The organism is Asinibacterium sp. OR53 (assembly GCF_000515315.1).
Taxonomy (GTDB): Bacteria; Bacteroidota; Bacteroidia; order Chitinophagales; family Chitinophagaceae; genus Sediminibacterium.
This window is the reverse complement of record NZ_KI911562.1, coordinates 3,293,724-3,320,167: the sequence shown is the minus strand read 5'-3', so window position 1 is coordinate 3,320,167 and position 26,444 is coordinate 3,293,724. Positions and strand designations below refer to the sequence as shown.

The 26,444-nt window shown below is 45.3% G+C and carries 20 protein-coding genes; 11 read left to right on the top strand and 9 right to left on the bottom strand.

The features are described from left to right. Both purE and mgtE read right to left on the bottom strand, forming a co-directional pair. Nucleotides 1-522 carry a 5-(carboxyamino)imidazole ribonucleotide mutase gene (gene purE / locus SEDOR53_RS0114770; protein WP_026770419.1) on the bottom strand — a complete coding sequence of 174 codons (522 nt, stop codon included), beginning with the start codon at nt 520-522 and terminating at the stop codon, nt 1-3. A 48-nt stretch (nt 523-570) separates the two neighbouring features. Beyond that, nucleotides 571-1,944 carry a magnesium transporter gene (gene mgtE, locus SEDOR53_RS0114765; protein ID WP_037361418.1) on the bottom strand — a complete coding sequence of 458 codons (1,374 nt, stop codon included), beginning with the start codon at nt 1,942-1,944 and terminating at the stop codon, nt 571-573. A gap of 175 nt (nt 1,945-2,119) precedes the next feature. Here mgtE and SEDOR53_RS18650 point away from each other — a divergent pair, with 175 nt between their 5' ends. After that, on the top strand, nt 2,120-3,325 hold the full coding sequence (locus tag SEDOR53_RS18650) for a DUF6600 domain-containing protein (RefSeq protein ID WP_051416669.1): 1,206 nt from the start codon (nt 2,120-2,122) through the stop codon (nt 3,323-3,325). A gap of 4 nt (nt 3,326-3,329) precedes the next feature. Here SEDOR53_RS18650 and SEDOR53_RS0114755 read toward each other — a convergent pair whose 3' ends face one another. The 4 genes from SEDOR53_RS0114755 to SEDOR53_RS0114740 form a co-directional block, all read right to left on the bottom strand. Then, nucleotides 3,330-4,757: an alpha-L-fucosidase gene (locus SEDOR53_RS0114755; RefSeq protein WP_037361415.1), complete on the bottom strand. Its 1,428-nt coding sequence runs from the start codon at nt 4,755-4,757 to the stop codon at nt 3,330-3,332. Between the two features lie 89 nt (nt 4,758-4,846). Then, nucleotides 4,847-5,566, bottom strand: a complete 720-nt coding sequence (locus SEDOR53_RS0114750; RefSeq protein ID WP_026770416.1) for a pyridoxine 5'-phosphate synthase — start codon at nt 5,564-5,566, stop codon at nt 4,847-4,849. Nucleotides 5,567-5,583: 17 nt separating this feature from the next. Further along, nucleotides 5,584-6,327 (bottom strand): GLPGLI family protein, encoded by a 744-nt coding sequence (locus SEDOR53_RS18160; protein ID WP_051416668.1) that lies wholly within the window; start codon nt 6,325-6,327, stop codon nt 5,584-5,586. A 10-nt stretch (nt 6,328-6,337) separates the two neighbouring features. Continuing rightward, a complete protein-coding gene (locus tag SEDOR53_RS0114740) occupies nt 6,338-9,106 on the bottom strand; it encodes an outer membrane beta-barrel protein (protein WP_026770415.1) in 2,769 nt (922 codons plus the stop codon). Between the two features lie 181 nt (nt 9,107-9,287). On the opposite strand from SEDOR53_RS0114740, the gene glgB reads away from it, so the two are divergent. Both glgB and SEDOR53_RS0114730 read left to right on the top strand, forming a co-directional pair. Beyond that, nucleotides 9,288-11,231, top strand: a complete 1,944-nt coding sequence (gene glgB, locus SEDOR53_RS0114735) for a 1,4-alpha-glucan branching protein GlgB (protein ID WP_026770414.1) — start codon at nt 9,288-9,290, stop codon at nt 11,229-11,231. 56 nt (nt 11,232-11,287) lie between these two features. Continuing rightward, nucleotides 11,288-11,950: a head GIN domain-containing protein gene (locus SEDOR53_RS0114730; RefSeq protein WP_026770413.1), complete on the top strand. Its 663-nt coding sequence runs from the start codon at nt 11,288-11,290 to the stop codon at nt 11,948-11,950. Here the strand turns inward: SEDOR53_RS0114730 and SEDOR53_RS0114725 are convergent. Beyond that, complete coding sequence (locus SEDOR53_RS0114725; protein WP_026770412.1) at nt 11,947-13,107, bottom strand: PAS domain-containing sensor histidine kinase; 1,161 nt, start codon at nt 13,105-13,107, stop codon at nt 11,947-11,949. The two genes, SEDOR53_RS0114730 and SEDOR53_RS0114725, sit on opposite strands and share 4 nt — an antisense overlap. Before the next feature lie 74 nt (nt 13,108-13,181). After that, nucleotides 13,182-14,138: a hypothetical protein gene (locus SEDOR53_RS0114720; protein ID WP_051347872.1), complete on the bottom strand. Its 957-nt coding sequence runs from the start codon at nt 14,136-14,138 to the stop codon at nt 13,182-13,184. Nucleotides 14,139-14,297: 159 nt separating this feature from the next. On the opposite strand from SEDOR53_RS0114720, the gene holA reads away from it, so the two are divergent. Beyond that, nucleotides 14,298-15,296, top strand: coding sequence for a DNA polymerase III subunit delta (holA, locus tag SEDOR53_RS0114710; protein ID WP_026770410.1), 999 nt, complete (start codon nt 14,298-14,300; stop codon nt 15,294-15,296). A gap of 12 nt (nt 15,297-15,308) precedes the next feature. Here the strand turns inward: holA and SEDOR53_RS0114705 are convergent, their stop codons facing one another. After that, entirely contained in the window at nt 15,309-16,256 is a 948-nt protein-coding gene (locus SEDOR53_RS0114705; protein ID WP_037361409.1) for a bifunctional riboflavin kinase/FAD synthetase, read from the bottom strand. Nucleotides 16,257-16,339: 83 nt separating this feature from the next. Here SEDOR53_RS0114705 and SEDOR53_RS0114700 point away from each other — a divergent pair, with 83 nt between their 5' ends. The 7 genes from SEDOR53_RS0114700 (at nt 16,340) to SEDOR53_RS0114670 (ending at nt 26,420) form a co-directional block, all read left to right on the top strand. Continuing rightward, a complete protein-coding gene (locus tag SEDOR53_RS0114700) occupies nt 16,340-17,518 on the top strand; it encodes an AIR synthase related protein (protein ID WP_026770408.1) in 1,179 nt (392 codons plus the stop codon). 47 nt (nt 17,519-17,565) lie between these two features. Further along, nucleotides 17,566-18,270 (top strand): cell division ATP-binding protein FtsE, encoded by a 705-nt coding sequence (locus tag SEDOR53_RS0114695; protein ID WP_026770407.1) that lies wholly within the window; start codon nt 17,566-17,568, stop codon nt 18,268-18,270. A 117-nt stretch (nt 18,271-18,387) separates the two neighbouring features. Beyond that, nucleotides 18,388-21,909, top strand: a complete 3,522-nt coding sequence (gene smc, locus SEDOR53_RS0114690) for a chromosome segregation protein SMC (RefSeq protein WP_026770406.1) — start codon at nt 18,388-18,390, stop codon at nt 21,907-21,909. Nucleotides 21,910-22,082: 173 nt separating this feature from the next. Next, nucleotides 22,083-22,649 carry an ORF6N domain-containing protein gene (locus SEDOR53_RS0114685; protein WP_026770405.1) on the top strand — a complete coding sequence of 189 codons (567 nt, stop codon included), beginning with the start codon at nt 22,083-22,085 and terminating at the stop codon, nt 22,647-22,649. A 57-nt stretch (nt 22,650-22,706) separates the two neighbouring features. Beyond that, on the top strand, nt 22,707-23,147 hold the full coding sequence (locus tag SEDOR53_RS0114680; protein ID WP_026770404.1) for a hypothetical protein: 441 nt from the start codon (nt 22,707-22,709) through the stop codon (nt 23,145-23,147). A 63-nt stretch (nt 23,148-23,210) separates the two neighbouring features. After that, a complete protein-coding gene (locus SEDOR53_RS0114675) occupies nt 23,211-24,539 on the top strand; it encodes an MFS transporter (protein WP_026770403.1) in 1,329 nt (442 codons plus the stop codon). Nucleotides 24,540-24,542: 3 nt separating this feature from the next. Then, complete coding sequence (locus SEDOR53_RS0114670; protein ID WP_026770402.1) at nt 24,543-26,420, top strand: glycoside hydrolase family 13 protein; 1,878 nt, start codon at nt 24,543-24,545, stop codon at nt 26,418-26,420. The last annotated feature ends 24 nt before the right edge of the window (nt 26,421-26,444 follow it).

The window sequence follows — 26,444 nt, the reverse complement described above, 5'->3', positions numbered from 1 at the left end:
TTACACGTCAAACTTGTTATTCCAGTCGCCTTTAAGTTTCTTTACTTTGCCCGATACTTCATCGTTCATTTCAGCTTTATAAGTATCCAACGCGGTAGCCACATCGCGGTTGGTGCTGCCAATGATCTGTGCAGCCAGGATACCGGCGTTCTTGGCAGCATTTAATGCTACGGTAGCAACCGGAACACCATTGGGCATTTGTAATATGGAAAGCACGGAATCCCATCCGTCGATAGAGTTGGAAGATTTGATGGGAACGCCGATCACCGGTAAACTGGTGAGCGCTGCTACCATCCCCGGTAAGTGTGCGGCACCTCCTGCACCGGCAATGATCACGCGCAGGCCCCGCTCCCTGGCAACAGTAGCATATTCCACCATACGCAGCGGCGTGCGATGAGCGGAAACGACTGTTAATTCAAAAGGAATATCAAATCGTTTGAGTACATCGGCGGCGGCCTGCATAATGTGCAGGTCGCTGTCGCTGCCCATGATGATGCCTACAAGGGGAGAAGGTGTTGTCATATTGCTGTTGATAACAATTGCAAGATACTCGATTTTATGGTATGCATTCTACAGCAATGTGCCATGCATGATAAGAAATGCTACGCTGAAATAAATGATCAGTCCGGTTACATCTACCAAAGTAGCCACAAAGGGCGCCGATGATGCGGCAGGATCGGCGCCTACTCTTTTCAGTGCCAGTGGCAGCATAGAGCCGGCAAGGGTGCCCCATAAAACCACACCCAGCAAGGCAAAGGCAACGGTGGTGGCGATCAGCAGCCAATGCTGTCCATAGTTATAAAAATGGAAACTCTGCCACAAAAAGATGCGGAGGAAACCCACAATGCCTAAGATGATACCCAGTGTTAATCCGGATACGATCTCTTTCCGCATCACATACCACCAACTGCTGAACTTCACTTCACCGAGCGCCATGGCCCTGATGATGATGGATGATGCCTGTGAACCGGAATTGCCACCGCTGGAAATGATCAGGGGAATGAAGAGTGATAATACAACAGCCCTGCTGATCTCTCCTTCGAAATGCCCCATTGCAGTAGCGGTTAACATTTCTCCCAGGAACAGGATGATCAGCCATCCCGCTCTTTTTTTGATGAGATTTACAAAAGATATCTGTGTATAAGGCTCGTCGAGTGCTTCAGAACCGCCTATCTTCTGTATTTCCCTTGTATTCTCGGTTTCTGCCAAACGCAATACGTCGTCGATCGTTACAATGCCAATGAGTACGCCCTTTTCATCGGTTACGGGCAATGCAAACCGGTTATTCTTCTGGAATATTTCAATGACATCTTTTTGCCGGTCGGTCACTACCAGGTTCAGGAATTTATTATCCATCACCTCGCTCACTTTTTTGCTTGGTTCGACAAATAAAAATTCACGTATCCGGATATCATCAATCAGCACACCGTTGTCATCTACCACATAGATCACATTTACAGTTTCGGAATTCTGACCGTGTAATTTGATGAAATCAAATACCTGCTGTACCGTCCAGTCTTTTTTCACCGCTACATAATGCGGCGTCATGAGCCTGCCTACGGTTCCTTCTTTGTAACCCAGCAATTGCAGGGTGATGCTTCTTTCGGCCGGACTCAACAGTTTGATCAGTTCATTCACAGTGCGGCTGGGAAGTTCCTCCAGGAAAGCGGTACGGTCGTCGTCGGGAATCGCATTGAGCAGTCGCGCCGCTTTTTCGTGGTGCATGCCGCGAATCAGGTCCTGCCTGGTTTTGAAGCTGAGTACTTTGAAGGCTTTGATAGCAGTATATTCATTCAATGCATCAAATACTTTTGCCTGGTCCTGGTCTTGCAGTTTGTTCAGTATGGATAAGACCTCCCCAAATTTCATGTGCTCCAGCTCTTTCTTTAACTGTGCATCATTGCTGTTGCGGATGCAGGATCTGATTGTGTTGAAATGATTCATAAGCCCTGTTTTACAGCATAAATTAACGGGAAAGTTAACATCATAAGACAATTGGCATGCCAGTTTATGTGTGCTGGCACGGGCTTTGGGGATTGCTTAACAATTGCATAATAAACCTTTCCCACTGGCCATTGTCAGTAAATAAGAGCAAGTAGCAAATTTTAAATCGTATGTTATGAAAACGATGACCCTGGCAATGATTTTTGGAATGGCGGCACTTAGTTCTTGCGGACCGTCTATTCAATCTACCGATGTTGATTACCATGTTTCGGCCTCGGTTGGTTATGGTACATTTTACGACGCCCTCAGTCCATATGGCCGCTGGTTCGATTACCCCGGCTACGGACGTGTATGGGCACCAAGCGTGGAAATAGGATTCAGTCCCTATGCTACCAATGGCCACTGGGTATATAGTGCAGACGGATGGGTGTGGGCTTCGGGCTATAGTTGGGGATGGGCCCCCTTCCACTACGGACGTTGGCTTTATGATGGTCCTTATGGATGGATATGGGTTCCGGGCAGTGAATGGGCGCCTGCCTGGGTAACCTGGGGCAGCTACAATGGTTATTATGGATGGTCGCCGATGGTGCCGCATGGTGGGGTATCTGTTTCTGCCTACTGGAATTTCGTTCCGTCTCAACATATTAACCAGGTTAATGTAAATAATTACATCGTTCACAACAATACTACTGTAGTAAACAACCTGACCAAAAATGTAACCATCATCAATAACAATAATTATTATTCAGCTGGGGATAACAGGCAGGTATCAGGAAGAGCGGTGTATAACCGCGGACCGGAAGTGCGTGAAGTAGAGAAAGCAACAGGGCAACGTATCAATCCGATTGTTGTGCAAACAACCGGAAAACCGGGAGAGCAACTGAACGACAGGCGCCTGGCCATTTACAGGCCGGTGATCAGGGAAGGTATTACTAAGCAGCAGCCGGTAACCAATCAACCTGTACAGAATAAACAGGTAACACCGGTTCAGCCACAGCAAAACAATCCTGTATCAACACCGCCACAACAGGAGAGAAAGTATAACCCGGTAACGCAGCAAACGCCGCCGCAGCAACAACAGGATAATAGAAAATATAACTCCATACCACAACAAGCGCCTCGCCAGGAGAGAAGAGTAGACCCGGTTCCTCAGCAGGACAGAAGAATATACGATCCCCAGTCCAGGGAACAGGGAAGAAGATATTATCCGGTACCCCCGGCTGCTCGCCAGCAGCAGGATAACAGGAGATATGCGCCAGCACAGTCTCCGCAGCAGGAGAGAAGGTATAACAGAATGCCGCAACCCGCACCATCGGGTAACGGGCAGGGCCGCGGCAATGAAAACGATACAAGAAAAAGCAGGAAAAAAGACGATCGATGATCGGTTACCGGCTAATGGCATAAGCAGCAACACTCCGTAATATGGGAGCCGCTTTTGCTTCCTGGACTGTTACCCTTATACGGTCGGTTTCTTTTCCTTCGAATGAGGCAATTTTTTTACGGCCGATGGTGGTGCCGGTAAACACTTTTTCGTACTGCCCGTTTTGATACAACTCAATGGTAAAAGCAGCTACCCGTTGACCGTACCGGATCATTTCTTCCAATACCAATGTGTTCACCAATGTTTTATTGGGAAGCCTGAATTCCAATTGTGCATCGTTGGCCCGGTGGGATATCCAGTAAGTTTGGATGTTGTGATCGGTGAGGTATTTCAATTGCTTTTCATCACCTGCATTGGTGCTGATGGAAGCGCCTTCGAGCAGATCGTGTTGAAAGGCCTGCTTGCGTAATTGAAGGAATCCCATGAGCGACGCAGAGTCGGCGTCGGCGATCTTTCCGCGTGTATCGGGCGGTACGTTGAGCAACAGGTTGCCGCCATTACCTACGGATTTGAGGTAGATATTGAAAAGCGTTTGAGGAGATTTTACTTTGCTATCTTCTGAAGCACGGTAAAACCATCCCGGCCTGATAGAGACATCGGCTTCGGCGGGTATCCAGTTTTTACCGTTCCTGTTTCCCTGGTTCAGCGTATCATTGGGCGGAGCGCCGTGGCCTCTTTTAAAACCAGCCGTGTCCAGCAGGTTCCAGTTGGTATTGCCAATGATGCCTCTTTCATTACCGATCCAGCGAACACTGGGGCCGATATCGCTGAATACGATCAACTGCGGTTGCCATTTAAAAACAGAATCCTGGAATCTTTTGAAATCGTACACTTGTTTTTTGCCATTGGGGCCTTCACCATTGGCGCCATCCCACCAGAGTTCAAAATATTTGCCATAGCCGGTGAGCAATTCTTTCATGGTAGAAAGATAAACATCGTTGTATGCAGCCGTACCATAAGCAGGATGGTTGCGATCCCAGGGAGAAATGTAAACGCCCATTTCAATACCTTCCTTCTTACAGGCAGCAGCCAGCTCCTTTATCACATCGCCCTTGCCATTGCGCCATTTACTTTCCCGAACGGTATGTGTGCTGAATTTACTGGGCCATAAACAAAAACCATCGTGGTGTTTGGCGGTGATGATGATGCCTTTGGCGCCGGCCTTTTTGGCGATCCTTGCCCATTGCACACAGTCAAGATCGGTGGGGTTGAAAACATTGGGATCTTCTTTGCCATCTCCCCATTCTTTATCGGTAAAAGTATTCGGACCGAAATGCATGAACAGGTAAAATTCTTTTTCCTGCCATTTCAATTGTTTTTCTGTGGGAACAGGTAAAACCGGCTGGATATGTTGTGCGTGAAGCAGGTTTGTTTGGAAGGCCAGACCTGCTAACAGGCTTGCTATGATAAATGATTTGATGCGATTGGTCATGATTATTGTTTGCAATGGTGCAAACAATAATAACCATTTTTTGACAGTGATTTACAATGCAACAACAATTGTTTTTGCGCAAACGATTGTCAGGCCAGTTGCCGTTTGTACAATTGCACCGTATTCTCGAATCCCAGGTAAATGGCATCGCAAACAAGCGCATGGCCGATGCTTACTTCGTCAAGAAAAGGGATATGCTGTTTGAAGTATTTTAAATTGGTCAGGTCGAGGTCGTGCCCTGCATTAAGGCCCAGTTTCAGCTCTTTGGCGCGGTTGGCTGCATGTACATAAGGTGTAACTGCCTCGAGGGAATTGCCTGAAGCAAAAGCGCTGGCATAGCCTTCTGTATACAGTTCTACGCGATCGGTGCCGGTGAGTGCGGCGCCTTCTACCATTTCTATTACCGGGTCTACAAAAATGGAAACACGAATGCCGGCCTTCTTGAAAACACCAATGATATCGATGAGGTAATCTTTGTGTTTGATGGTGTCCCATCCGTGATCGCTGGTGAGTTGTCCCAGCGCATCGGGAACCAGCGTTACCTGGTGCGGTTTGGTTTCGAGTACCAGGTCAATAAATTTCTGTTCGGTGGGGTTGCCCTCGATATTGAATTCGGTGGTGATGATCTCCCGGATATCACGCACATCCTGGTAACGGATATGACGCTCATCGGGCCGTGGATGCACGGTCACTCCATCGGCGCCAAATTGCTGGGCATTGATGGCAGCCCTTAATACATCGGGGTTATTGCCACCGCGGCTGTTGCGCAAAGTGGCGAATTTGTTGATGTTTACACTCAGCTTCGTCATACCGCAAAGATACCGAACTATAGCATGAAATTAACCAGGTTGCGTTGCCCGCCTTTACCCCAGTCACCCATTGCTTTTTGCAAAGTGCTCAGGAAGTTTTTGTAATCTGTTTTTTTCAACCTGCCTGGTGGAGGTGGCACCAGTTTATCAGTCTTGGGTGTTTCCAATTCTAATTTGGTGGCCATAATGGTAATATTCAGTCTTGGGATGGCAATACCCAGGATCATGCCAGGCAGGTTGGTGAAACAAAGTGGTCCGCCGCTGACGGGTATTTGGTCGGTATAAAAAGCGATCACATACACGGAATCCATGATAATACCTGCTGCTTTGCGGCATTCAAAGCCAGCAATATCGCGGGTTTCATTGAAGATGCGCCAGTTTATCTTCCGGATAGAATCGGAGAGGAGGAATTTTGAATCAAATACAGTTTGCTTTTTAACAAAAGTGCCATGCTCCAGATCGCTATAAATGACGTCTTCAGTATTCTTATCATCGAACCAAAAGGGAACTTTAGTGTCTGAGTCTTTTCCTTTTTCATAAAGCGTCTTTCCATCTCTGAAAGAAAGGTTGGAATAACTGGTTACAAATTTTGGGAATTTGTCTTTCATATTTTCAAACCAGGGATAAGCAATTTCAATCTCTTTCTGGAGATTCAATTTCTTTTCAAATTCTATTTTTCCTGACTGAATAAACTGCGTTTGGGCATGAGTATAAGCGATGCTTGTAACGAATATTAGGGCCAATAACAATGTCTTTTTCATATACTGGTAATTAGTTGTCAGAAGTTTTTTTATTCTTATTGAATTTCCATCTTAGTGACAACATTGCATAACGTTGCACAGTCGTATACGTATTTTCTGAAATGAAGTTACTGGTAATACTTCTGTTAAACCCTATACGTTGGTTAAGAATGTCATTTACTGAAAGAATAACTGAAATGTCCTTTTTGGGTATGATCTTATTTTCAACAGACGCGTTCCAGATAACCCAGTTATTCGTGTTATCGGAAGGGTTTAATTTTTGTTTGTAACTGGCTTCAGCATTAGTATTGAACAACCAGTTTTTGATCATGAAATAGCCGAAATTCATGCGGATATTCTGTGTCCAATATTCAGTAACAGCAGTCTTATTGATTGATGAAGCGGAATGATTATAGGCAGGCCCATAAGTAATGTAAAACTCAAATTTTTTATCTACATAGCGGCTAATGCTTATGGATGGCGAGACGCTGAAGTTTTTAGTAGTATTGTCAATACCGTTAACGAAGTTTTTATATTGGCCGCCGTTGATACCTGGCGATAATCCGATGGACAGCTTCATTAGTTTAATTTCTTTACTGAAATTCATCCAGACACCATAATTATAATTGCCATCTACATTGACTGTCTGGTTGATTCTTCTACCTTGTTTGTCAATAATACTTCTATTGCTAAAAGCATTTTGATTAATATTAAAGTAGCTATAGAGATACACACTGCGTTTTGAAATAACTTTGAAGTTGGAATATCTTATGTCGAAGTTATGATTGAATGCGGGCTTGAGGCCAGGGTTTCCAACAGTGATGTTTAATGGGTCAATATTATTCAGAATGGGTTGTAGTTGAGAGAGGGTAGGTTGCTGTGTATTACCATTATAATTAAGGAAAAGATTGCTTGTTTGAGTGATCCGCCAGCTAAAATTAGCAGATGGAAAATAATTGATGAAACTTCTGGCAAAGGAAGAATCTTTATATATGTTGGTTTGCTTAAGAGAAAGATCCTGAATAGCTAATCCGGCCCTTAGGTTGATCTTTTTATAAATATAATTCCAAGTGAAACCACCGCGATGGGCGAAATTGTCGTACCTGAAATGATTGCTGTAGAGTTGGTTAAGGGAGTCGTATTTACCGCTTCCTCTTTCAAACGAACGGGAATTCTGCTCGCTGTTACTGCTGTTAAATGTATAGTTTAAATTAATTGAAGTCCTTTTAGTCAGAGGTTCCAGATAGCTGATCGTTGCCTGGGTATTGATCACTGTGCTAGCATTGAGTTTTCGCTGATCAATAAGTTGTGTGGAATCTATGCTCCCATTTGTATAATACTGGGTCTTATTGTACAAATAGCCGTCGGAATTGATGGTATTTTCTCCTATACCTGCACTGAAAGTCACCGAACGTGTGCCGGCTTTGTTCAATTTGCGTTTGAGAAACATATCAGCCCTGAGATTACTATTGTCTCCGGATGAGTAGTGATTGCGAAAACTGTTATTGATAAGGGCCTGCTTGCTGTTCAGGTATTCACTGGTACGGGTGGCATTCTGGTCATTTCTGCCCCAGCTTCCCCTTGCGGTAATAGATAGGGTAGTAGCTGAATCAAGATTCAAATCTTCTTTGGTACTGATACGATGCCGCAAGCGACTACCCTTCATGTGTTCATCCTGGTTGTTGTAATACACAGAATCGGGCAAAATATAAGTAGAGCGGGTGTAACTGTCTCCTGACAGGAACTGGTGATTATACCCATAGTTACTAGCGGTGCTGCTTTTGAGCTTTCCGAATTTATCATTATACATGAATGCCAATTGCTGTCCCTCAGGAATTCCTTTGGCATTCCAGGTATTAAACTCGTCGGTCTCAAAATTAAAAGACATCATACCTCCATCTACACCTACACTCAAATTCCCATAATCTTGCATTTCTTCCCAACTCATATTATTGTTCCCTGTTCTGTCGGCAGTCAGGTAAGCTCCCATTTTTTTGGTGCTGGTGAAACGATTGGCTGTAAGCTTTGCCTGGTAATATTGCTTGAAATCACTACCGGCTTCCGCTTTACCAAAGTATCCTTTCTTGGCATCTTCCTTCATCACCAAATTGATGGCTTTCTGTTTCTGCCCATCGTCGATGCCGGTGAGCGTGGCCTGGTCGCTTTTCTTATCAAATACCTGCACCTGCGCCACATCTTTTTTATTCAGGTTCTGTGTGGCCATAGTGGGGTCATCGCCAAAGAATTCATCTCCATCCACATATACTTTTTGCACTTTTTGCCCTTGTGCAGTGATCTCTCCCTTGCTGTTCACCGAAATACCCGGCAATATTTTCAACAGGTCTTCCACTGTAGCATCGGGCCGCATCTTGAAACTATCGGCCATGTAAATGGTGGTATCTCCTTTGATGCGTATAGGAGCCACGGTTTGCCGAACGATCACTTCCTGCAACAGATGAGCTTTGGTATTGAGCGGTATCAACCCGAAATCATAAGGGGTTTGCCCATTCAATGATAAGGTGTCGATCATTTCCACATACCCAGGGTAAGTGACCATCACTACATAATGCCCGGCAGGCATGCCCTTCAATTCAAAATGCCCCTTACTATCTGCCCTGGCAAAGCCCACCAGGGTAGAGTCATTCGAATGCAGCAAACTCACCACGGCGTGTTCCAGGTTTTGCCTGGACACCGTATCGGCAATCCTTCCTTTCACTACAGATTGTTGTGCATAGGAAACAGAAAAAAAACAAGTAAAAAGTAATAAAAGTAAAAGCGTTAGTTTTTTCATATTTTTCATAGCAGATTGTAAAGTGAGATGCGACGCAGTGCAAAATCCATAAATATGTTATAAAACTAAAAAAATAGTTGTTAATTAATGTTAAAAAATTTCATAATTTAACAAAGGCTTGATATACGGTCAAATGAGTTGATGAATGCAATTGATAAGAAAGCCTAATTGCCCTAAAGTTGGAAAGCACATGAAAAAAAAATACGAAGACATCCATTTTGTGGAGACTGCACAGCCTGTGTGGAATTATTCATTGTTCACCGATGAAGACATCCGTAATTTCCAACAGGGCACTCATTACCGGCTCTATGAATTGTTTGGCAACAAGCAATTGACGGTATTAGATATCCCCGGTACTTATTTTGCCGTATGGGCGCCCAACGCTACCTATGTGAGTGTTACGGGGTATTTCAATCAGTGGAATAAGGAATCACATCCTTTGAAAGTACGCCTCGACCATTCCGGTATCTGGGAAGGATTCATTCCCCATCTGAAACAAGGAGAGGCTTATAAGTATCATATACACGGATTCAAAGGCGTTCGGCTGGATAAGGCAGACCCCTTCGCACATTTTGCCGAACTGCGTCCCTATACAGCATCCATCACCTGGCAAACCCACTACGAATGGTTAGACACCCAATGGATGAAAGACCGTAAGAAGAACAATGCATTAACAGCGCCTTTCTCTGTATACGAAGTACACCTGGGCAGTTGGATGCGGCCCGATAAATACAATGAAGATTCTTATAACAGTTATCAACAGTTGATAGAAAGACTGGTACCTTATGTACAGGAAATGGGCTTTACCCATATCGAGCTCATGCCCGTAATGGAATATCCGTACGATGGCAGTTGGGGCTACCAGGGCACGGGATATTTTGCGCCCACCTCTCGCTTCGGATCGCCGCAGGATTTTGCCGCGCTGGTAGATGCCTTTCACCAGGCCGGTGTTGGTGTGATACTGGATTGGGTGCCTTCTCATTTTCCTTACGATGCGCATGGGCTATTCATGTTCGATGGAACACATACTTATGAGTATGCCGACATGCGCAAGGGATACCATCCCGACTGGAACTCCTATGTATTCAATTACAAAAGGGGAGAAGTGAAATCTTTTCTCATCAGCAGTGCACGATTCTGGTGCGATCGTTTCCATGTGGATGGATTGCGCGTAGATGCGGTAAGCTCTATGCTGCGGCTCGAATACAGCAGGAATGAAGGACAGTGGGAACCCAATGAATTCGGTGGAAATGGTAACCTGGAAGCCATCGCTTTCATCAAAGACCTGAATGAAACACTCTATCGCGATTTTCCAGATGTGCAAACCATTGCAGAAGAAGCCACAGACTGGCCCAAGATCAGCCGGCCTACTTATGAGGGTGGCCTTGGCTTTGGTATGAAATGGATGATGGGATGGATGCACGACACGCTCGACTATTTCAAGATGGACCCGGTGTTCAGGCAGTTCCACCAGGATAAGTTTTCGTTCAGTATGATGTATTTCTATGATGAACATTTCATGTTGCCGTTGAGTCACGATGAAGTAGTGCATGGTAAAAGCCCGATGATATATAAGATGCCGGGCGATGAATGGCAGAAGTTTGCCAACCTGCGGTTACTTTATACTTATATGTATACACATCCCGGCGCCAAACTGTTGTTCATGGGAAACGAGTTTGCCGCTACCAGCGAATGGAATCATAAAACAGAACTGCAGTGGGACCTGCTACAATTTGTGAGTCACGGTGGTATGAAATATTGCGTACAAAAACTGAATGAATTGTATCGTTCAGAACCGGCACTCTACGAGAAACAGTTCGAGCCCGGTGGTTTTGAATGGGTCGATCTCCAGCATCGCAGCGAATCGGTGATGGTGTATAAACGCAAAGGAAAGCAACCCGAAGACGATGTGCTGGTATTACTGAATGTGACTCCCATCGTGCGGCACAATTGGGAAGTATACGTACACGATAAAAAATCCTGGAAAGAAATATTCAATAGCAACGAACTGGCTTTCTGGGGAACGGGTGATGTGTATAACCCTGAGATAAAGACCGAGCTGGTTGACAAACCCAGTGCCTGCTATAAGTTGACGCTGAACTTGCCTCCTTTGGGTGCCATCGTGCTTAAATAAAACCGGTCCGTCTGTAACATATTTTCAGCTCTCCCGTTCCATGAAAAAAAGAGCTTATGAAAAAGATATGGATTGTTGTGTCCTTGTTTTTTGCCTCACTGGGAGGACTTCGCGCCCAGGACATGGTATACGGAGAGCATGCTGAAAAAAGAGCCATCAAAGCGTTCCATGCCGTTGAAACATCAGCTGGCATAGCCGTAGTACTCACCAAAGGCAGCAAAGAGGAAATAGCCCTTACTGCCAGCGATAAAGAAATGCTGTCGAAGGTAAAAACGGAAGTGGTGGATGGTGTACTGAAGATCAGCCGCGAAGACAACTGGAAGTTCTGGGAAAGATTTAAGCAGCACTGGAAGATAACAGTTTATGTTTCTTATACCCGGTTAGACGGAGTGCTGGCATCCAGTGGCGGATCCATTACCAGCAAAAGTGTTGATCTTTCTACTTTGTCGGCCCGTGTAAACAGTGGCGGACATATCAGCCTGGCAGGTAAAGTGAACGAGTTAGATGTGGAAGGCAACAGTGGTGGCCATTTCAGGGGGTATGATTTGAGTGTAACCAACTGCAAAGCCAATGTAAGCAGTGGCGCTCATGTGCAGGTAACCATTGCCAAAGAGATTACAGCCAGGGCCAGCAGCGGCGGGCAGATCCGCTATAAAGGAACTGGATTGATACGCGATATCAACGTAAACAGCGGCGGATCGGTGAAAAGAGAAGATTAAGCGGGCAAAACGATCCTGAAAGTAGTGCCCTTACCCGGCTCGCTCGATTTTACAAAGAGCCTGCCTTTGTGGTATTCTTCAATGATCCTTTTGCATAATGGGAGTCCCAGTCCCCAACCTCTTTTTTTAGTAGTGAAACCTGGCTTGAATACTTTGTTCAGGTTGTTTTTGGGAATGCCTTTACCGGTATCCGTTATATCCAGGATCATTTCTTTCCGGTCGTTTACCTGCGAACGGATACTGATCTTGCCATTTCCTTCGATAGCGTCCAGCGCATTTTTGATCAGGTTTTCCAATACCCAGTCGAACAGGGGCGGACTCAGCAATGGATTGGCATGCGCCAGTGCGGCGCCGTTGAATTCGAATTGAACATGCCCCCCCGTTCTTTTCTTCATGTATTCCAACATGTGCTGTATCTGTTCTGTAGGATTGCTTCTCTCCAGCTTGGGCAGGCTTCCGATCTTTCCAAAACGGTCGGTGATCAGCAAGAGCCTGTTCACATCTTTGCTGATCTCGGGAACAATGGAAGCATTGGCTTCCTGCTCTTTGAGTATCTCCAACCAGCCTTGCAAACTGGAAACGGGTGTGCCCAACTGGTGTGCCGTTTCTCTGGCCATAGCAGCCCAGAGTTTGTTTTGGGCGCTCTGGTAATAACTCCTGGTGGCAATGATGGCAATAGCTATGAAGAGTGCAATGATGATCAACTGCACGATGGGGTATAATTTTACTTCTTTGAGCAGGCTGCTTTCGCCGTAATAATATTTATTGGCGGTGTATGGATGCTCGTGGATGATCAATACAATAGGTGACCTGTTATAGCGCTTGAATTGTTGCAGTTTTTCTGCTAAATAATGTGGGTTTGATTTTACCAGTTGGGAATCGAGGTTCAGGTAATTACCGGTAATCTGGTCTTTTTCATTGGTCTCAATGATGGGTATCCGGTTATTCTCTGTAGAGATTTTTGTGGCCAGGTTGAGGTTGACGCCGGGCGATGCATTGAGAATGGTACGCTGCGCTTCCACCCAGGCTTCCACATTTTTTCTTTCTTCCCAGGCGATCTTCCCGGCCAGGTAATTCGAATAAAAGATGGTGCCGCTTACAATGAGTACGGCTATAAAGACCAGTATGGTGCGCCAGTTGAGCCAGTAAGGAATCATCTCTCTAAAATAAGACTAAAAAAGAAAAGCAACCGGGAAGGTTGCTTTTACAGTGTATGGGGGGAATTTGTCATTTAACTAAATAATCCGCCTTTTTTCAGCTTTTTCACTCCTTCGCCGATTTTGAAACCGTTGTTGTAGATCTCGATCTTGTAATCGCCTACCTGGTATTTATCGGTTTGCTTGATATCGAAGCTAACGGGGGTTACTTTGTTCTGCTCATAGTTCACTGATACTTTGCTGGTGAAAGACTTGGAGCCTTCTTCACGGGTGTCAAATGAACTGCCTCCATCGCTGATGACCTTGCCATCGGGAGCTGTTACACATACATAAATGTCTTTGGTGCCGGTAGTGGTGATCCTGTTAGGATCGAGTACGAAAGACACGCGCATGGCATCGGTTCTCTTGGCGGTAGTGGTTACTTTTTCCTTGCCGGAGCTGCCTATTTTCAAAGCAGTAATACCGATGTTGGATGCATGCAGGGTAGAAGCTACGTCTTCAATTTGTTTTTTCTCTGTGCTGGTTTTATCCAGGTTTTCCTGTAGTGTCTGCTTGTCGGCGGTCAATTGTGTTTTTTCGGTGGTCAGCTGCTGGTTCTCGCCTTTGACTTTTTCAAGCTCGGCAACGAGACCATCCATCTTGCCGTTCAACTCACCGATCATTTGTTTGGCCTGTGCCAGTTCTGCCTGGGTAGCATTTTTCTTTTTCAGGATGCTGCTGATATTGCTCTTCAGCTTCTGGATCTCTGAACCTCTTTCGGCCAGTGTGCCTTGCAACTGGATATTATTCTGTGTCAATGAATCGGCTTTAGCGGAAACAACGGTAAATTCCTGCTGAACGGCCGAGCGGGCACTGTCTACATTATTGATCCGGGTTTCAAGCTGTGTCACAGCCTGACGGGTCTGACTTTTGTCATAAAAGATATAACCCCACGTGCCAATCAAGGCAGCGATCAAAACACCATAAACGATCTTTCGGTTGTCTTTCGGTTGCTCAGGCTGGGGGGTGTTAGTGGCTTGAGGGTAACTCATACAAAAATGGTTTGGTTTAATTTATAGTAAAGTTAAAAATGGATTTGTTTACGGATTCCATTAATTCTGACGAAGAGAACCAAAACCGTGCCAAAAGATTGTTGGCAAGTTCCTTTGTTCGTATTTCATTATTCATGAACCGTATTTGATATTTGCGCTATGTCGGCAGAAAAGATCATAACCGAATGGAAGAAAGGGAGTTTTAAGCCTGTTTACTGGCTGGAGGGGGAAGAACCTTTTTTTATTGACCAGGTAGTGGATTATGCGGAAAAACACCTGCTCAATGAAAGCGAAGCGGGCTTCAACCTCACCGTTTTTTATGGCAAGGATGCCGACTGGCCCTCCGTGGTAAATGCCTGCCGCCGTTATCCCATGTTTGCCGAACGGCAGGTGGTGATACTGAAAGAGGCACAACAGATGCGGGATATTGAAAAGCTGGAAGTCTATGTAGACAACCCGCAGCCTTCCACAGTGTTTGTAGTAAGTTATAAGGATAAAAAGGTAGACGGGCGGTCAAAGTTGGCTAAAGTGCTCAAGCAAAAGGGCGAAATGCTTACCACTAAAAAGATATATGACAGCCAGTTGCCGGAATGGGCGGGGCAGGTGGTGAAGCAGCACGGACTCAGCATTACCCAAAAAGCGCTTTCCCTTTTGGTAGACCATATTGGTAACGACCTGAGCCGTATACAGAACGAAATAGAAAAGCTGGCGGTGAACCTGAATGCCAGGAAAAATATCACCGAAGATGATATTGAAAATTATATAGGGGTGAGCAAAGAGTTCAATGTGTTTGAACTGCAGGATGCCGTAGCGCGTAAAGACCTGCCCAAAGCCATCCGCATTGTACAATATTTTGAAGCCAACCCCAAAGCGGCGCCTATACAACTGGTGCTGCCTGCACTATACAATTTCTTCAGCAAGTTGTATATGTTATATGGTATTCCCAATCCCGATGAAAAGTCGGCCGCGTCGGCCCTGGGCGTGAACCCTTATTTTGTGAAAGATTACCTGGCGGCTTCCCGCAAATACGATTACCAGGGTGTAGAGCGGTTGTTGCTGCTGCTGCACCAGTACAACCTGCGCAGCATAGGTGTGAATGATGGAGGTACTTCCGATGCAGGTTTGCTCAAGGAAATGTTGGTGAAAGCAATGGCGTAATGTGCAAATGGCTCAATGGCTCAATTGCGCAATGGCTGTTTCTTTATCTTTTTGCAATTGTGCTTTCAGTTCTTCCAGTCCATTGAATTTTACTTCGCCACGCAGGTAATGCGCTACATGCACTTGTAATACCTGTCCGTATATATCTGCATCAAAATCAAAAATATTCACTTCAATCACGCGCTTCCTGCCACCAATCGTTGGTCGTACACCAATATTCATCATACCATTTAAAAATACAGTTGAATTGCTGGCGTCTTTTATATTCACCTGCACTGCATACACCCCATCACCTGGTATCAGTTTTTCTTCTGAAGTGATGTGAAGGTTGGCTGTAGGATAGCCAATGGTGCGGCCTAACTGGTTGCCTTCCACAATGAGTCCCTCGAAAAAATAGGGATAACCCAATAAGGCATTGGCTGTTGCAATATCGTTTTGCGCGATGGCCTGGCGAATACGGGTGGAGCTGACAACAATTTGATTTTGCAACTGCTCGGGAATCTCCTTCACTTCAAAACCCAATTGCTTGCCGAAATCTTCCAGCAAATGATAATCCCCTTCGCGGCCTTTGCCAAAACGATGATCGTATCCTATAATAATGGTATGCGGTTTAAAATAGCGGTAAAGGAAATCGGTAACATAGGCTTCTGCAGGCTGGTTGGAAAAACGATGATCGAAAGGTACCACCACCAGGTGATCGATACCAGTTTCGCTGAGCAGGGCGATCTTTTCATTCAATGTGTTCAGCAATTTGATATCACCGGGAACGGAAGAAACGATCTTGCGGGGATGGGGGTGAAAAGTAACGATCACGGTCTCTCCGTTGATGCGTGCCGCCTCCGCTTTCAGTTGTGCAATGATTTGCCGGTGCCCCAGGTGCACCCCATCGAAAGCCCCGATGGTAACTACTGCATTGCGGAATTCGGGTAGAGAGCCTGCCAGTTCACGATGTACCTTCATAATTGGGGGCAAAAGTAAGTCAGAAAACAGAAGAACTGGTAAGTAAGCGTGTTGTACATTTGCACGAATTCAACATTTCATTCATGTCGTTATACGCAAAACGTGGTGTTTCTGCCCAGAAAGAAGAAGTGCATGCGGCCATACAGCAGCTCGATCAGGGCCTTTACCCGCAAGCTTTTTGTAAAATATATGCCGATTTTTTAGGGGGTGATGCCAACTGGGTCAATATCATGCACGCCGATGGTGCCGGTACCAAGAGTATCCTGGCCTATCTCTACTGGAAAGAAACAGGCGACGCCAGCGTATGGCGGGGTATTGCAAAGGATGCGGTAGCCATGAACCTGGATGATTTGTTGTGCGTGGGTATCACCGATAACCTGCTCTTCTCTTCCACGATCGACCGCAACAAATCGGTGATCACTGGAGCCGTATTACAGGAAGTGATCAACGGCACGCAGGCATTTTTTGATCAGCTCCGCGGCTTTGGGGTGAATATTCATTACCTGGGCGGAGAAACAGCCGATGTGGGGGACGTGGTAAGGACCATTGCGGTAAACGGTACCATGACCGCCCGCTGGCCCAAATCGAAACTGATCACCAATGAGAAAATAGCGCCGGGTGATGTGATCGTGGGTTTTGCCAGCGCAGGACAGGCTGTTTACGAATCGGCTTACAACAGCGGACTGGGATCGAACGGACTCACCAGCGCCCGTCACGATGTGTTGCATAAATATTATGCGGAAAAATATCCCGAGACTTTCGAAACCACACTCAGTGATGAAGTGGTTTACATCGGCAAAAATAAAATGACCGATACCATGGAAGTGCCGGGCTATGGAGCTATCAGCGTAGGGAAATTATTATTGAGTCCCACCCGAACCTATGCCCCCCTGATGAAACGCATATTGGACGAGCATTTCGATGCTATCAACGGACTCATCCATTGCAGCGGCGGCGGGCAAACCAAATGTATGAAGTACCTGCCACGTCCTTTGAAGATCACTAAAGATCATTTATTTGAACCGCCGCCTATCTTCCGGTTGATACAGGAAAACTCAGGCGCCGATAACAGGGAAATGTACCAGGTATTCAACATGGGACATCGCCTGGAGATATTCACCAATGCAGACACGGCTGCTGCATTGATTAGCATAGCGCAGGAGTTCAATATTGAAGCAAAACTGGTAGGAAAAGTAGAAGCCGCAGAAAGGTCGAGCCTGGTGTTGAAAGGAACATTCGGAGAACTGGTTTACGAATATTAACAGTTCAAAGCCTGCCCGATTTGAAGCACAATCATTAATTTAGCTTTATGTCAGAAACAGTTGTATCCATCAGTCATGCCAATATATACCAGGGAAATAACCTGATTCTCCAGGACGTGAATTTTACGGTAAATAAAGGAGAGTTCGTGTACCTGGTAGGAAAGACAGGCACCGGGAAAAGTAGTTTGTTGAAAACCCTTTACGGTGAATTGCCATTGAAAGAAGGAACGGCTTCTGTGGTTGATTTTGATCTGCGTGAGATGACCTGGAAAAAAGTGCCTTTTCTCCGGCGCAACCTGGGCGTTGTATTCCAGGATTTTCAACTGCTTACAGACCGTAATGTGCACGAGAACCTGAAATTCGTACTCAAAGCCATCGGTTGGAAAGATGATCAACTGATCGAAGAGAAGATCCATGATGTATTGGATAAAGTAGGCTTGAAAAGCAAAGGCTTCAAAATGCCTTTTGAAATGAGTGGTGGAGAACAGCAACGTGTGGATATTGCCCGTGCACTCCTGAATTCTCCCAAACTGATACTGGCCGACGAGCCTACCGGCAACCTCGACCCCGAAACCAGCGATGAGATCATGCAACTGCTCATACAGATATCTAAAGATTATGGAACAGCCGTGATCATGGCCACACATGATTTCATTGTCATCAACAGATACCCTTCACGCATGCTCAGTACCGAAATGGGAAAAGTAGTTGACACCGGTGCACTGGCTGAAAATCAATCAGTTATCGGCTAGAAAAATACACAATTATTTATTTTTTCATTTCTCCACCTGTTATGCACAGGCCTTTATTCTTTTCTGAGAATATAGCCCTTTTCGTGTATGTTCGCAGGTACTAAAACTGGGACAAAAGTGAGATTAAAGTCATTAGAGATCAAAGGATTCAAAAGTTTTGCTGATAAAACGGTGGTGAGTTTCGACGAAGGTATTACCGGTATCATCGGCCCCAATGGTTGTGGTAAAAGTAACATCATCGATAGCATCCGTTGGGTGATCGGTGAACAGAAAATATCGGCATTGCGTAGCGAGAACCTGGAAGCGTTGGTCTTCAACGGAAGTAAAACAAGGAGTCCGAGTGGATTGGCCGAAGTGAGTCTCACTTTTGAAAATACCAAGAACCTGCTGCCCACAGAATTCAGTACGGTAACAGTTACCCGCCGTTTTTACAAGAACGGTGAAAGTGAATATCGTTTGAATGATGTAAGCTGCCGACTCAAAGACATCCATAACCTTTTCCTCGATACCGGTGTAAGTACCGACAGCTATGCCATCATTGAGTTGGGCATGGTAGATGACATCATCAAAGACAAGGAGAACAGCCGCCGCCGCATGTTGGAACAGGCGGCCGGTATTACCATTTATAAAACAAGGAAGAAAGAAGCCAAGAATAAACTTGATGCTACCGAGCAGGACTTAGCGCGTATCGAGGACCTGCTTTTTGAAATCAACAACCAGTTGAAGACCCTGGAAAACCAGGCGAAGAAAGCAGAGAAGTATTATGAGATCAAAAAAGAATACAAAGAAGTATCGATAGAGCTGACCAAAGCTGCACTGGAAGGTTTCAATCTTACCTACAAAGACCTGAACGAACAGCAGGAGAACGAAACCAACAAAAAGATACGGTTAGAAGCAGAGATCGCTACCGAAGAAGCCGCTTTGGAGCAGGAAAAAGTAGGTTTCATTGAAAAAGAAAGAGCTTTGCAAAGCATGCAGCATGAGTTCAATGAATTGCTGCAACACTTGCGCAGCAAGGAAAACGAAAAAAACCTGGCTACACAGAAACTGCATTACCTGAAAGAAAAAGAAGGCAGCCTCAAAGATTTCCTGGAAAAAGCAGAAGGGCAACTCAAAACTATTGGAGATTCTATTGAATATACGCAATTGCAGGTAGGAGAAGAAGAAGCCCGTTTGCAGGAATTGCAGGACAGGGTAGAGACTGCTAAAATGGACATCGAAGATAAACGCCGCATTTTCGATGAAAAACGCAGCGGTGTGGATGCTTTGCGTGGCCGCTACCAGCAGATACAGCGCAGCCAGTTCGATGCAGAGAAAAAAGTAGCGGTTGCCGATACCTCTATACAAAACCTGCAACGTGCACATGCACAACTGACCGAAGAACAGCAGAACCGCGCTTACCAGTTGCAGCAACTGAATACGGAATTACAAGAGAAGGAAGAAACCCTGGAGGCTAAACGTATCGACCTGCAACAGTTGCAGGAACAACATGAGCGTACCAAAGAACAGATACTCGAAACGCAATCACAGTTGGAAGTATTGCGCAATCAACTGGCTGAAGAGAACCGTAAGCTCGATGCCAAAAAGAACGAATATGATCTGCTGAAAAGCCTGATCGATTCAATGGAAGGCTATCCCGAGAGTATCAAATTCCTACATAAGAATCCCAACTGGAATCACGCAGCGCCTATTCTTTCCGATATCATTTATGTGAAAGAAGCATACCGCGCAGCGGTTGAGAATGTGCTGGAACCTTATCTAAATTATTATGTGGTGAACAACCTGCAGGAAGGCTTGCAGGCGATTCAACTCCTCGACGAGCATAAAAAAGGCAAGGCCAATTTCTTTATGCTTGAGAAATTCGCTGCTGTCAATGTTGAAACGCACCAGCCTGCACACACCATCAAAGCCATGGATGTGATAGAGGTAGATGCGCAATACCGTAAGCTGGCTGAATACCTGCTGGGTAATGTGTACATCGGAGAGAATGAGGAAGCGCTGAATAACAGCAATGGCGCTATAGTGCTGGAAAAGAGTGGCAAATATGTAAAAGGAAAATACACCCTTACCGGTGGTAGTGTAGGCTTGTTTGAAGGAAAGAAGATCGGCCGCGCCAAAAACCTGGAAAAGCTGTACGAAGAAATCGTTGCACAAGAAGCTATTGTAAATGCACTCAAGGCAGATATCCAGGCCAAACACAATGAAGTGATCGGTTTCAATGAGCAATTGAAAGAGCATGCCATCAAGCAAACCGAAAACGAGATCAGCCAACTGACCAACCAGGTATTTGCTACCCGTAACCGCATAGAGAACCTGCAGGCTGCTCAACAAAACGCCCAGCAGCGAATAGAAGAGATTGAATTGCGCAGGCAGGATGAGCAGGATGCGATTGCCGCTACCCGCGAATCATTGCAGCAACTCAACGAAGCATTGCAGCATACAGGCGAAGAAATGAAAATGGTGGAGCAGGACTACCAGCAAGCTGAGCAGGAATACAATTTTGCATCGGCACAATACAATGAGAGCAACCTGCAACTGACGCGCCAACAGAGCAAGATCACTACGCTCAAACAGGAACTGGTGTTCAAAGAGAACCAGTTGAACGACCTGCACCTGCAAATCCAAAGCAATTCAACCCAATTGACGGAAGCTTCTGCCAATATCAAAGAAGGGGAGGAGGCATTGCTGGGATCGGAAGACCTGTTGCTGGAACTGATGCGCAAGAAAGAAGCGGAAGAGCAAAAATTGAATGAAGCTGATCAGTCTTATTATAACCTGCGCAACCAATTACAGGAGAAAGAAAGTGAGTTGCGCCATAAAGTGAAGAATAAAGAAGCCATCGATCATCTGGTAACTGAAATCAAGGATAAACTAAATGAATTGAAACTGCAACTGGCCGGTATGAAAGAAAGGCTCAGTGTGGAATTCAAAATAGAACTCGATGAGATCCTTGACCAGGTGCGTACTACCGATGCCAGCATAGAAGAACTGCAAGCCAGTTCAGACCGGATGAAGAAGCGCCTTGAGAATATGGGCGAAGTAAATCCTACGGCTATTGAAGCATTCACGGAAATGAAGAAGCGCTATGAGTTTATCTTAGAGCAGAAGAACGATCTTGTTTCTGCCAAGGAAAGCCTGTTACAGACCATACAGGAAGTAGAAGCCACAGCCAACCAGCAGTTCCTGGATACCTTTAACCAGGTACGCGAGAATTTCCAGCGCGTGTTCAAAGCCCTCTTTACAGAAGAAGATACAGCCGATATGATCCTGGTGAACCCTGAAAACCTGGCGGAAACCGGTATCGATATCATTGCCAAACCCAAAGGTAAAAGACCTTCTTCCATCACACAGCTGAGTGGAGGAGAGAAGACTTTAACGGCTACTGCTTTGCTGTTTGCCATCTACCTGATCAAACCGGCTCCGTTCTGTATCCTCGATGAGGTGGATGCGCCGCTCGATGATGCCAACGTAGGCAAGTTCACCCAAATGATCAAGAAGTTCAGCGACAATTCACAGTTCATCATTGTTACCCACAACAAACAAACCATGGGTGCGGTGGATGTGATCTACGGCGTGACCATGCAGGAACCTGGTGTGAGTAAACTGGTGCCGGTGGACTTCAGGAGCCTTTCGAATTAAGTGTAATACAATATTTCCAATAAAACAAAGAGCCGCTTTACAAAATGCGGCTCTTTGTTTTATTGGCCTATGATTTCAGGTAATTCTACCTGATAACTCCTGTGAATAAAGTCTTTAAATTGTTTGTACATAATATACTTGATCAATAAGTATAACAATTTAAAACCAGAGAAATGGAGATAATACCAGCCATTCAAAGCAAGATTTATGATATACGAGGAGAAAGGGTAATGCTGGACAGAGATTTAGCAGCGCTTTATCACATAGAATTAAAAGTCTTGAACTTTTCTGTGAAACGGAATATCAAACGATTCCCTGAAGATTTTATGTTCCGGCTAACCAAAGAAGAGGTTGCATCTTTAAGGTTTCAAATTGAAACCTTAGACGAAAGCGATGCGTCTTTAAGGTCACAAAATGTGACCTTAAAGGCAGGAAGGGGACAACATAGCAAGTATTTGCCCTATGCCTTTACAGAACAGGGAGTAGCCATGTTAAGTGGTGTTTTAAACAGTGATCGGGCAATCAATATGAATATTGCCATCATGAGAGCCTTTATAGAAGTCAGGAGGGTTCTCTTGCAACAAAATGATATCAGGGAACAATTGAAGTTGGTGAAAGAAAGACTGGGTGAGCATGATGTGCAACTCAATCAAATTTATGATGCTATGGAAAACCTGTTAGATGAAAGAATAAACCAGCGGAAATGGGAGGATAGGGAACGCATAGGATTTCGGAACTGATGATGCAACTATTGGATACGAAATAAATTAACGAAGTTTGTCATTAAAGTCCCGTCATTGTATAAAGGCATTTTCATACTCTACCTGGTTTGTTTCGGTTGCTATTTGCTCTTTACCAGGCAACCCGACTATTTCGACGGAGAAAAAATTCCCGCAACCATTCACTGGCTGAAAGACAGCGCTTCAGGCATCAATATCCCCAAGGCTGTTTATAAAGAGGGTAATATTACTTATGCCATCGATGCCAGGTACCCGTTGAGGGAATGGAAAGAAGGTGATACCTTAACGGTGATATATGAAATTGGTAAGCCATCTTATGGCGCTGTGTACCGCTTCTGGGGATATGGCATTACCTGGGGAGAGCTGCTGACTTCCATTGTTTTATGTGTAGCGCTTTTTCAGGTGGCGGTTGCTATTACCAGTAACCCTACACCGGAATCACTAGTGGAGCAATTGGATTACAAAGAAGAAAAAAAGCGCCGGTACAAGGAGGAATGAGGTTTTGTTGTATTTTTAGACTTTGTGTAATAAATACATATTAGTTAAACGATACCGATTGCTATGTCAACAACCTACACAGGGGTCAAGCACAGCCTGAGTTTCTGGCAAATATGGAACATGTGTTTCGGCTTCTTCGGCATCCAGTTCGGATGGAGCCTGCAAATGGGTAACATGAGTGCCATCTATGAATACCTGGGCGCTTCTCCCGAACAGATTCCCGGATTATGGCTCGCCGCTCCCATGACCGGCTTGCTGGTACAACCCATCATTGGTTACCTGAGCGACCGTACCTGGCACCCGCGTTTAGGTCGCCGCAGGCCTTTTTTCCTGGTAGGCGCCATACTCAGCTCCCTGGCCCTGTTCATCATGCCCAATGCATCGGTGATATGGATGGCGGCAGGCATGTTGTGGATACTCGATTCCAGCATCAACATTACCATGGAACCCTTTCGCGCTTTTGTGGCCGATAACCTCGATGAGCAACAAAGGCCTTATGGTTTTGCCATGCAGAGTATGTTCATTGGACTGGCCTCTTTTATAGCAGGATACTTACCGCAGAAACTGGTAGAATGGTTCGGCGTATCGAGAGATAAAGCAGGTGGTGCTATTCCGCAGAACATCATGCTCTCATTTTATATCGGTGGTTTTGTATTCCTGGTAGCTGTTTTATATACTGTGTTCCGGAGTAATGAATATCCGCCGTCCGACCTGAACTGGCGCGAGAAAGTAAAAGAATCCAACAAAGGATTTGGCGGTGGTATCAAAGAGATCACTTCCTCCATTCTTCAAATGCCTGCTCAGATGAAAAGGCTGGCATTGGTGAACTTTCTTACCTGGCCCGGACTCTTTCTCATGTGGTTCTACTACAGCACAGGTGTAGCCGCAGAAATTTTTGGTGGTGATGCCAAAGGCAACAGTGAATTGTATACCCGCGGATTGGAATATGCCAACACCACTTCGGCCATTTTGAACCTGGTCACATTTGCCTTTTCATTTTCATTGCCTTTCTGGGTAAAAAAAATGGGTAAGAAATATACACACACTGCCTGTTTACTATTGGGTGGCCTGGGATTAATTGCAGTGAATCATATCCATGAGCCGGCCTATCTCTATATAGCGATGGGACTGGTAGGCATTGCCTGGGCTTCTATTTTATCTATGCCTTATTCCATGCTGGCAGGCTGTTTACCTGCAGAGAAGATGGGTATTTACATGGGTGTTTTCAATTTCTTCATTGTATTGCCCGAGATCATCGCTTCATTATTCTTTGGTAAGATCATGAATAACTTCCTTCATAACGACCGGTTGCTGGCAGTGCAGGTAGGCGGGTGTATGCTCTGTGTCGCTGCCCTGGTATGCGCATTGGTAGTAAAAGAAAAAAAAGATTAAAACATGGATAGGAGAAAAACAATTCTGCTGGCACTGGCGTTTGGTGCCTGCATCATTGCTTATAGTCAGGACATACAGGTATATCCCACGAACTGGTTTACCGGCATGCAATGGAATAAAGTGCAGCTGATCGTAAAAAGCATGCAAGAAGGTTTCAATAAAGAAAAGCCTAGCATTCAATATCCTGGTGTGCAATTGCTAAAAACGCATCAGTTGGAGAACAGCAAATACCTGGTGTTGGATCTGTCGATAGCTTCTACAGCCAAGCCGGGTATGGTAACCATCACTTTCAATAATGGCAACAGCAAACACAGTATTCAATGGCCATTGAAAGCCAGGCGGGAAGGCAATGGCAAAAGATTTGCGCAGGGAGTTACTTCAAAAGATTTCGTTTACCTCCTCATGCCCGATCGCTTCAGTAATGGAGATACAAAAAATGATCACTTTGCTGATATGCGCGATACCAGTTGCGACCGAAACCAGTTACTGATGCGCCATGGCGGTGATATACAAGGCGTAACACAGCACCTCAACTACCTCAAAGAATTGGGTGTGACTACCGTGTGGATGACACCTGTAGTAGAAAATGATATGCCCCTTGAAAGAGAACCCAATGGTATGCTGAGCGGCTTTCACGGCTACTGGTTTACCGATCAGTATAAGATCGATAAACGTTATGGAGGAGAAGCGGCCTACCTGCAATTATCAGATGCACTCCATGCCAGGGGCATGAAACTCATACAGGATGCCGTGTACAACCATATCGGTATCAAACACTGGATTGCGATGGACCCGCCGGCAAAAGACTGGATCAATCAATGGCCTGCTTACACCGGCAGCAATCACCGCGATGAAGCCGTTTTTGATGCCTATGGCAGCGCGAAAGACAAAAAACAAATGCTCGACGGGTGGTTCACACCCCACCTGCCCGATGTTAACCAACGAAATCCTTATGTAGCGAACTTTTTAATTCAGTATGCCATCTGGGCCACTGAAACATTCGGCATCGATGGCTGGAGGGTAGATACCTATAAGTATTGCGATGAGGCATTCCTCAACCGCATCAATGATGCTTTGTTGAAAGAATATCCCAACCTGACGGTGTTTGGTGAAGTATGGTCCAACACCATCACAGGCAGCGCTTATTTTACGCGTAATAATCTGCAAGTACCTTTCAAACACAACCTGCAGGGCGTTACAGATTTCCCGGTGAATTTTGCCATGCTGGCTACACTCAACCAGCCTTTTGGATGGACAGAAGGTGTGAACAAACTATACATGACACTGGCACAGGACATTTTATACAAAGACCCGTCGAAGAATTGCATTTTCCTCGATAACCACGATATGGATCGTTTTTATTCTGTAGCAGGAGAGGATATGAATCGTTACAAGCAAGGCATTGTATTATTACTCACCCTTCGTGGCATTCCGCAATTGTATTATGGAACAGAAATATTGATGAAGAATTTAAAGAACTCCAGTGATGCAATGGTACGATTTGATTTTCCCGGTGGCTTCCCTGGTGACAAGGAAAATAAATTTGAAGCATCAGGCCGTTCGGAAAAAGAAAACGAAGCATTCAATTTTGTGAGTACGCTGGCACATTACCGTCAAAATTCATCCGCGCTCACTACCGGACATACCATGCAATACCTGCCTTTTGCTAATGGAGTGTATGTATATTTCAGGTACAGTAACAAGCAAACCATTATGTGTGTGCTCAATACCAGTGATAAGGAAGCTGCTATCGATTTCGACCAATTCCAGGAACGCACCAGGGGTTTTGCCAGGGGGAAAGACATTTTGACTGGTCAATCGTATAGTAATCATTTCTCTGTCGCTGCCAAAGGAACCATGGTGCTTGAATTACAGCCATAATAGTATCTTTAGGAAGCGAAATCT

Excerpts from the sequence above, each read along its gene's own strand:
- purE (WP_026770419.1), bottom strand. The coding sequence starts at position 522 with ATGACAACACCTTCTCCCCTTGTAGGCATCATCATGGGCAGCGACAGC.
- mgtE (WP_037361418.1), bottom strand. The coding sequence starts at position 1,944 with ATGAATCATTTCAACACAATCAGATCCTGCATCCGCAACAGCAATGAT.
- SEDOR53_RS18650 (WP_051416669.1), top strand. The coding sequence starts at position 2,120 with ATGAAAACGATGACCCTGGCAATGATTTTTGGAATGGCGGCACTTAGT.
- SEDOR53_RS0114755 (WP_037361415.1), bottom strand. The coding sequence starts at position 4,757 with ATGACCAATCGCATCAAATCATTTATCATAGCAAGCCTGTTAGCAGGT.
- SEDOR53_RS0114750 (WP_026770416.1), bottom strand. The coding sequence starts at position 5,566 with ATGACGAAGCTGAGTGTAAACATCAACAAATTCGCCACTTTGCGCAAC.
- SEDOR53_RS18160 (WP_051416668.1), bottom strand. The coding sequence starts at position 6,327 with ATGAAAAAGACATTGTTATTGGCCCTAATATTCGTTACAAGCATCGCT.
- SEDOR53_RS0114740 (WP_026770415.1), bottom strand. The coding sequence starts at position 9,106 with ATGAAAAATATGAAAAAACTAACGCTTTTACTTTTATTACTTTTTACT.
- glgB (WP_026770414.1), top strand. The coding sequence starts at position 9,288 with ATGAAAAAAAAATACGAAGACATCCATTTTGTGGAGACTGCACAGCCT.
- SEDOR53_RS0114730 (WP_026770413.1), top strand. The coding sequence starts at position 11,288 with ATGAAAAAGATATGGATTGTTGTGTCCTTGTTTTTTGCCTCACTGGGA.
- SEDOR53_RS0114725 (WP_026770412.1), bottom strand. The coding sequence starts at position 13,107 with ATGATTCCTTACTGGCTCAACTGGCGCACCATACTGGTCTTTATAGCC.
- SEDOR53_RS0114720 (WP_051347872.1), bottom strand. The coding sequence starts at position 14,138 with ATGAGTTACCCTCAAGCCACTAACACCCCCCAGCCTGAGCAACCGAAA.
- holA (WP_026770410.1), top strand. The coding sequence starts at position 14,298 with ATGTCGGCAGAAAAGATCATAACCGAATGGAAGAAAGGGAGTTTTAAG.
- SEDOR53_RS0114705 (WP_037361409.1), bottom strand. The coding sequence starts at position 16,256 with ATGAAGGTACATCGTGAACTGGCAGGCTCTCTACCCGAATTCCGCAAT.
- SEDOR53_RS0114700 (WP_026770408.1), top strand. The coding sequence starts at position 16,340 with ATGTCGTTATACGCAAAACGTGGTGTTTCTGCCCAGAAAGAAGAAGTG.
- SEDOR53_RS0114695 (WP_026770407.1), top strand. The coding sequence starts at position 17,566 with ATGTCAGAAACAGTTGTATCCATCAGTCATGCCAATATATACCAGGGA.
- SEDOR53_RS0114685 (WP_026770405.1), top strand. The coding sequence starts at position 22,083 with ATGGAGATAATACCAGCCATTCAAAGCAAGATTTATGATATACGAGGA.
- SEDOR53_RS0114675 (WP_026770403.1), top strand. The coding sequence starts at position 23,211 with ATGTCAACAACCTACACAGGGGTCAAGCACAGCCTGAGTTTCTGGCAA.
- SEDOR53_RS0114670 (WP_026770402.1), top strand. The coding sequence starts at position 24,543 with ATGGATAGGAGAAAAACAATTCTGCTGGCACTGGCGTTTGGTGCCTGC.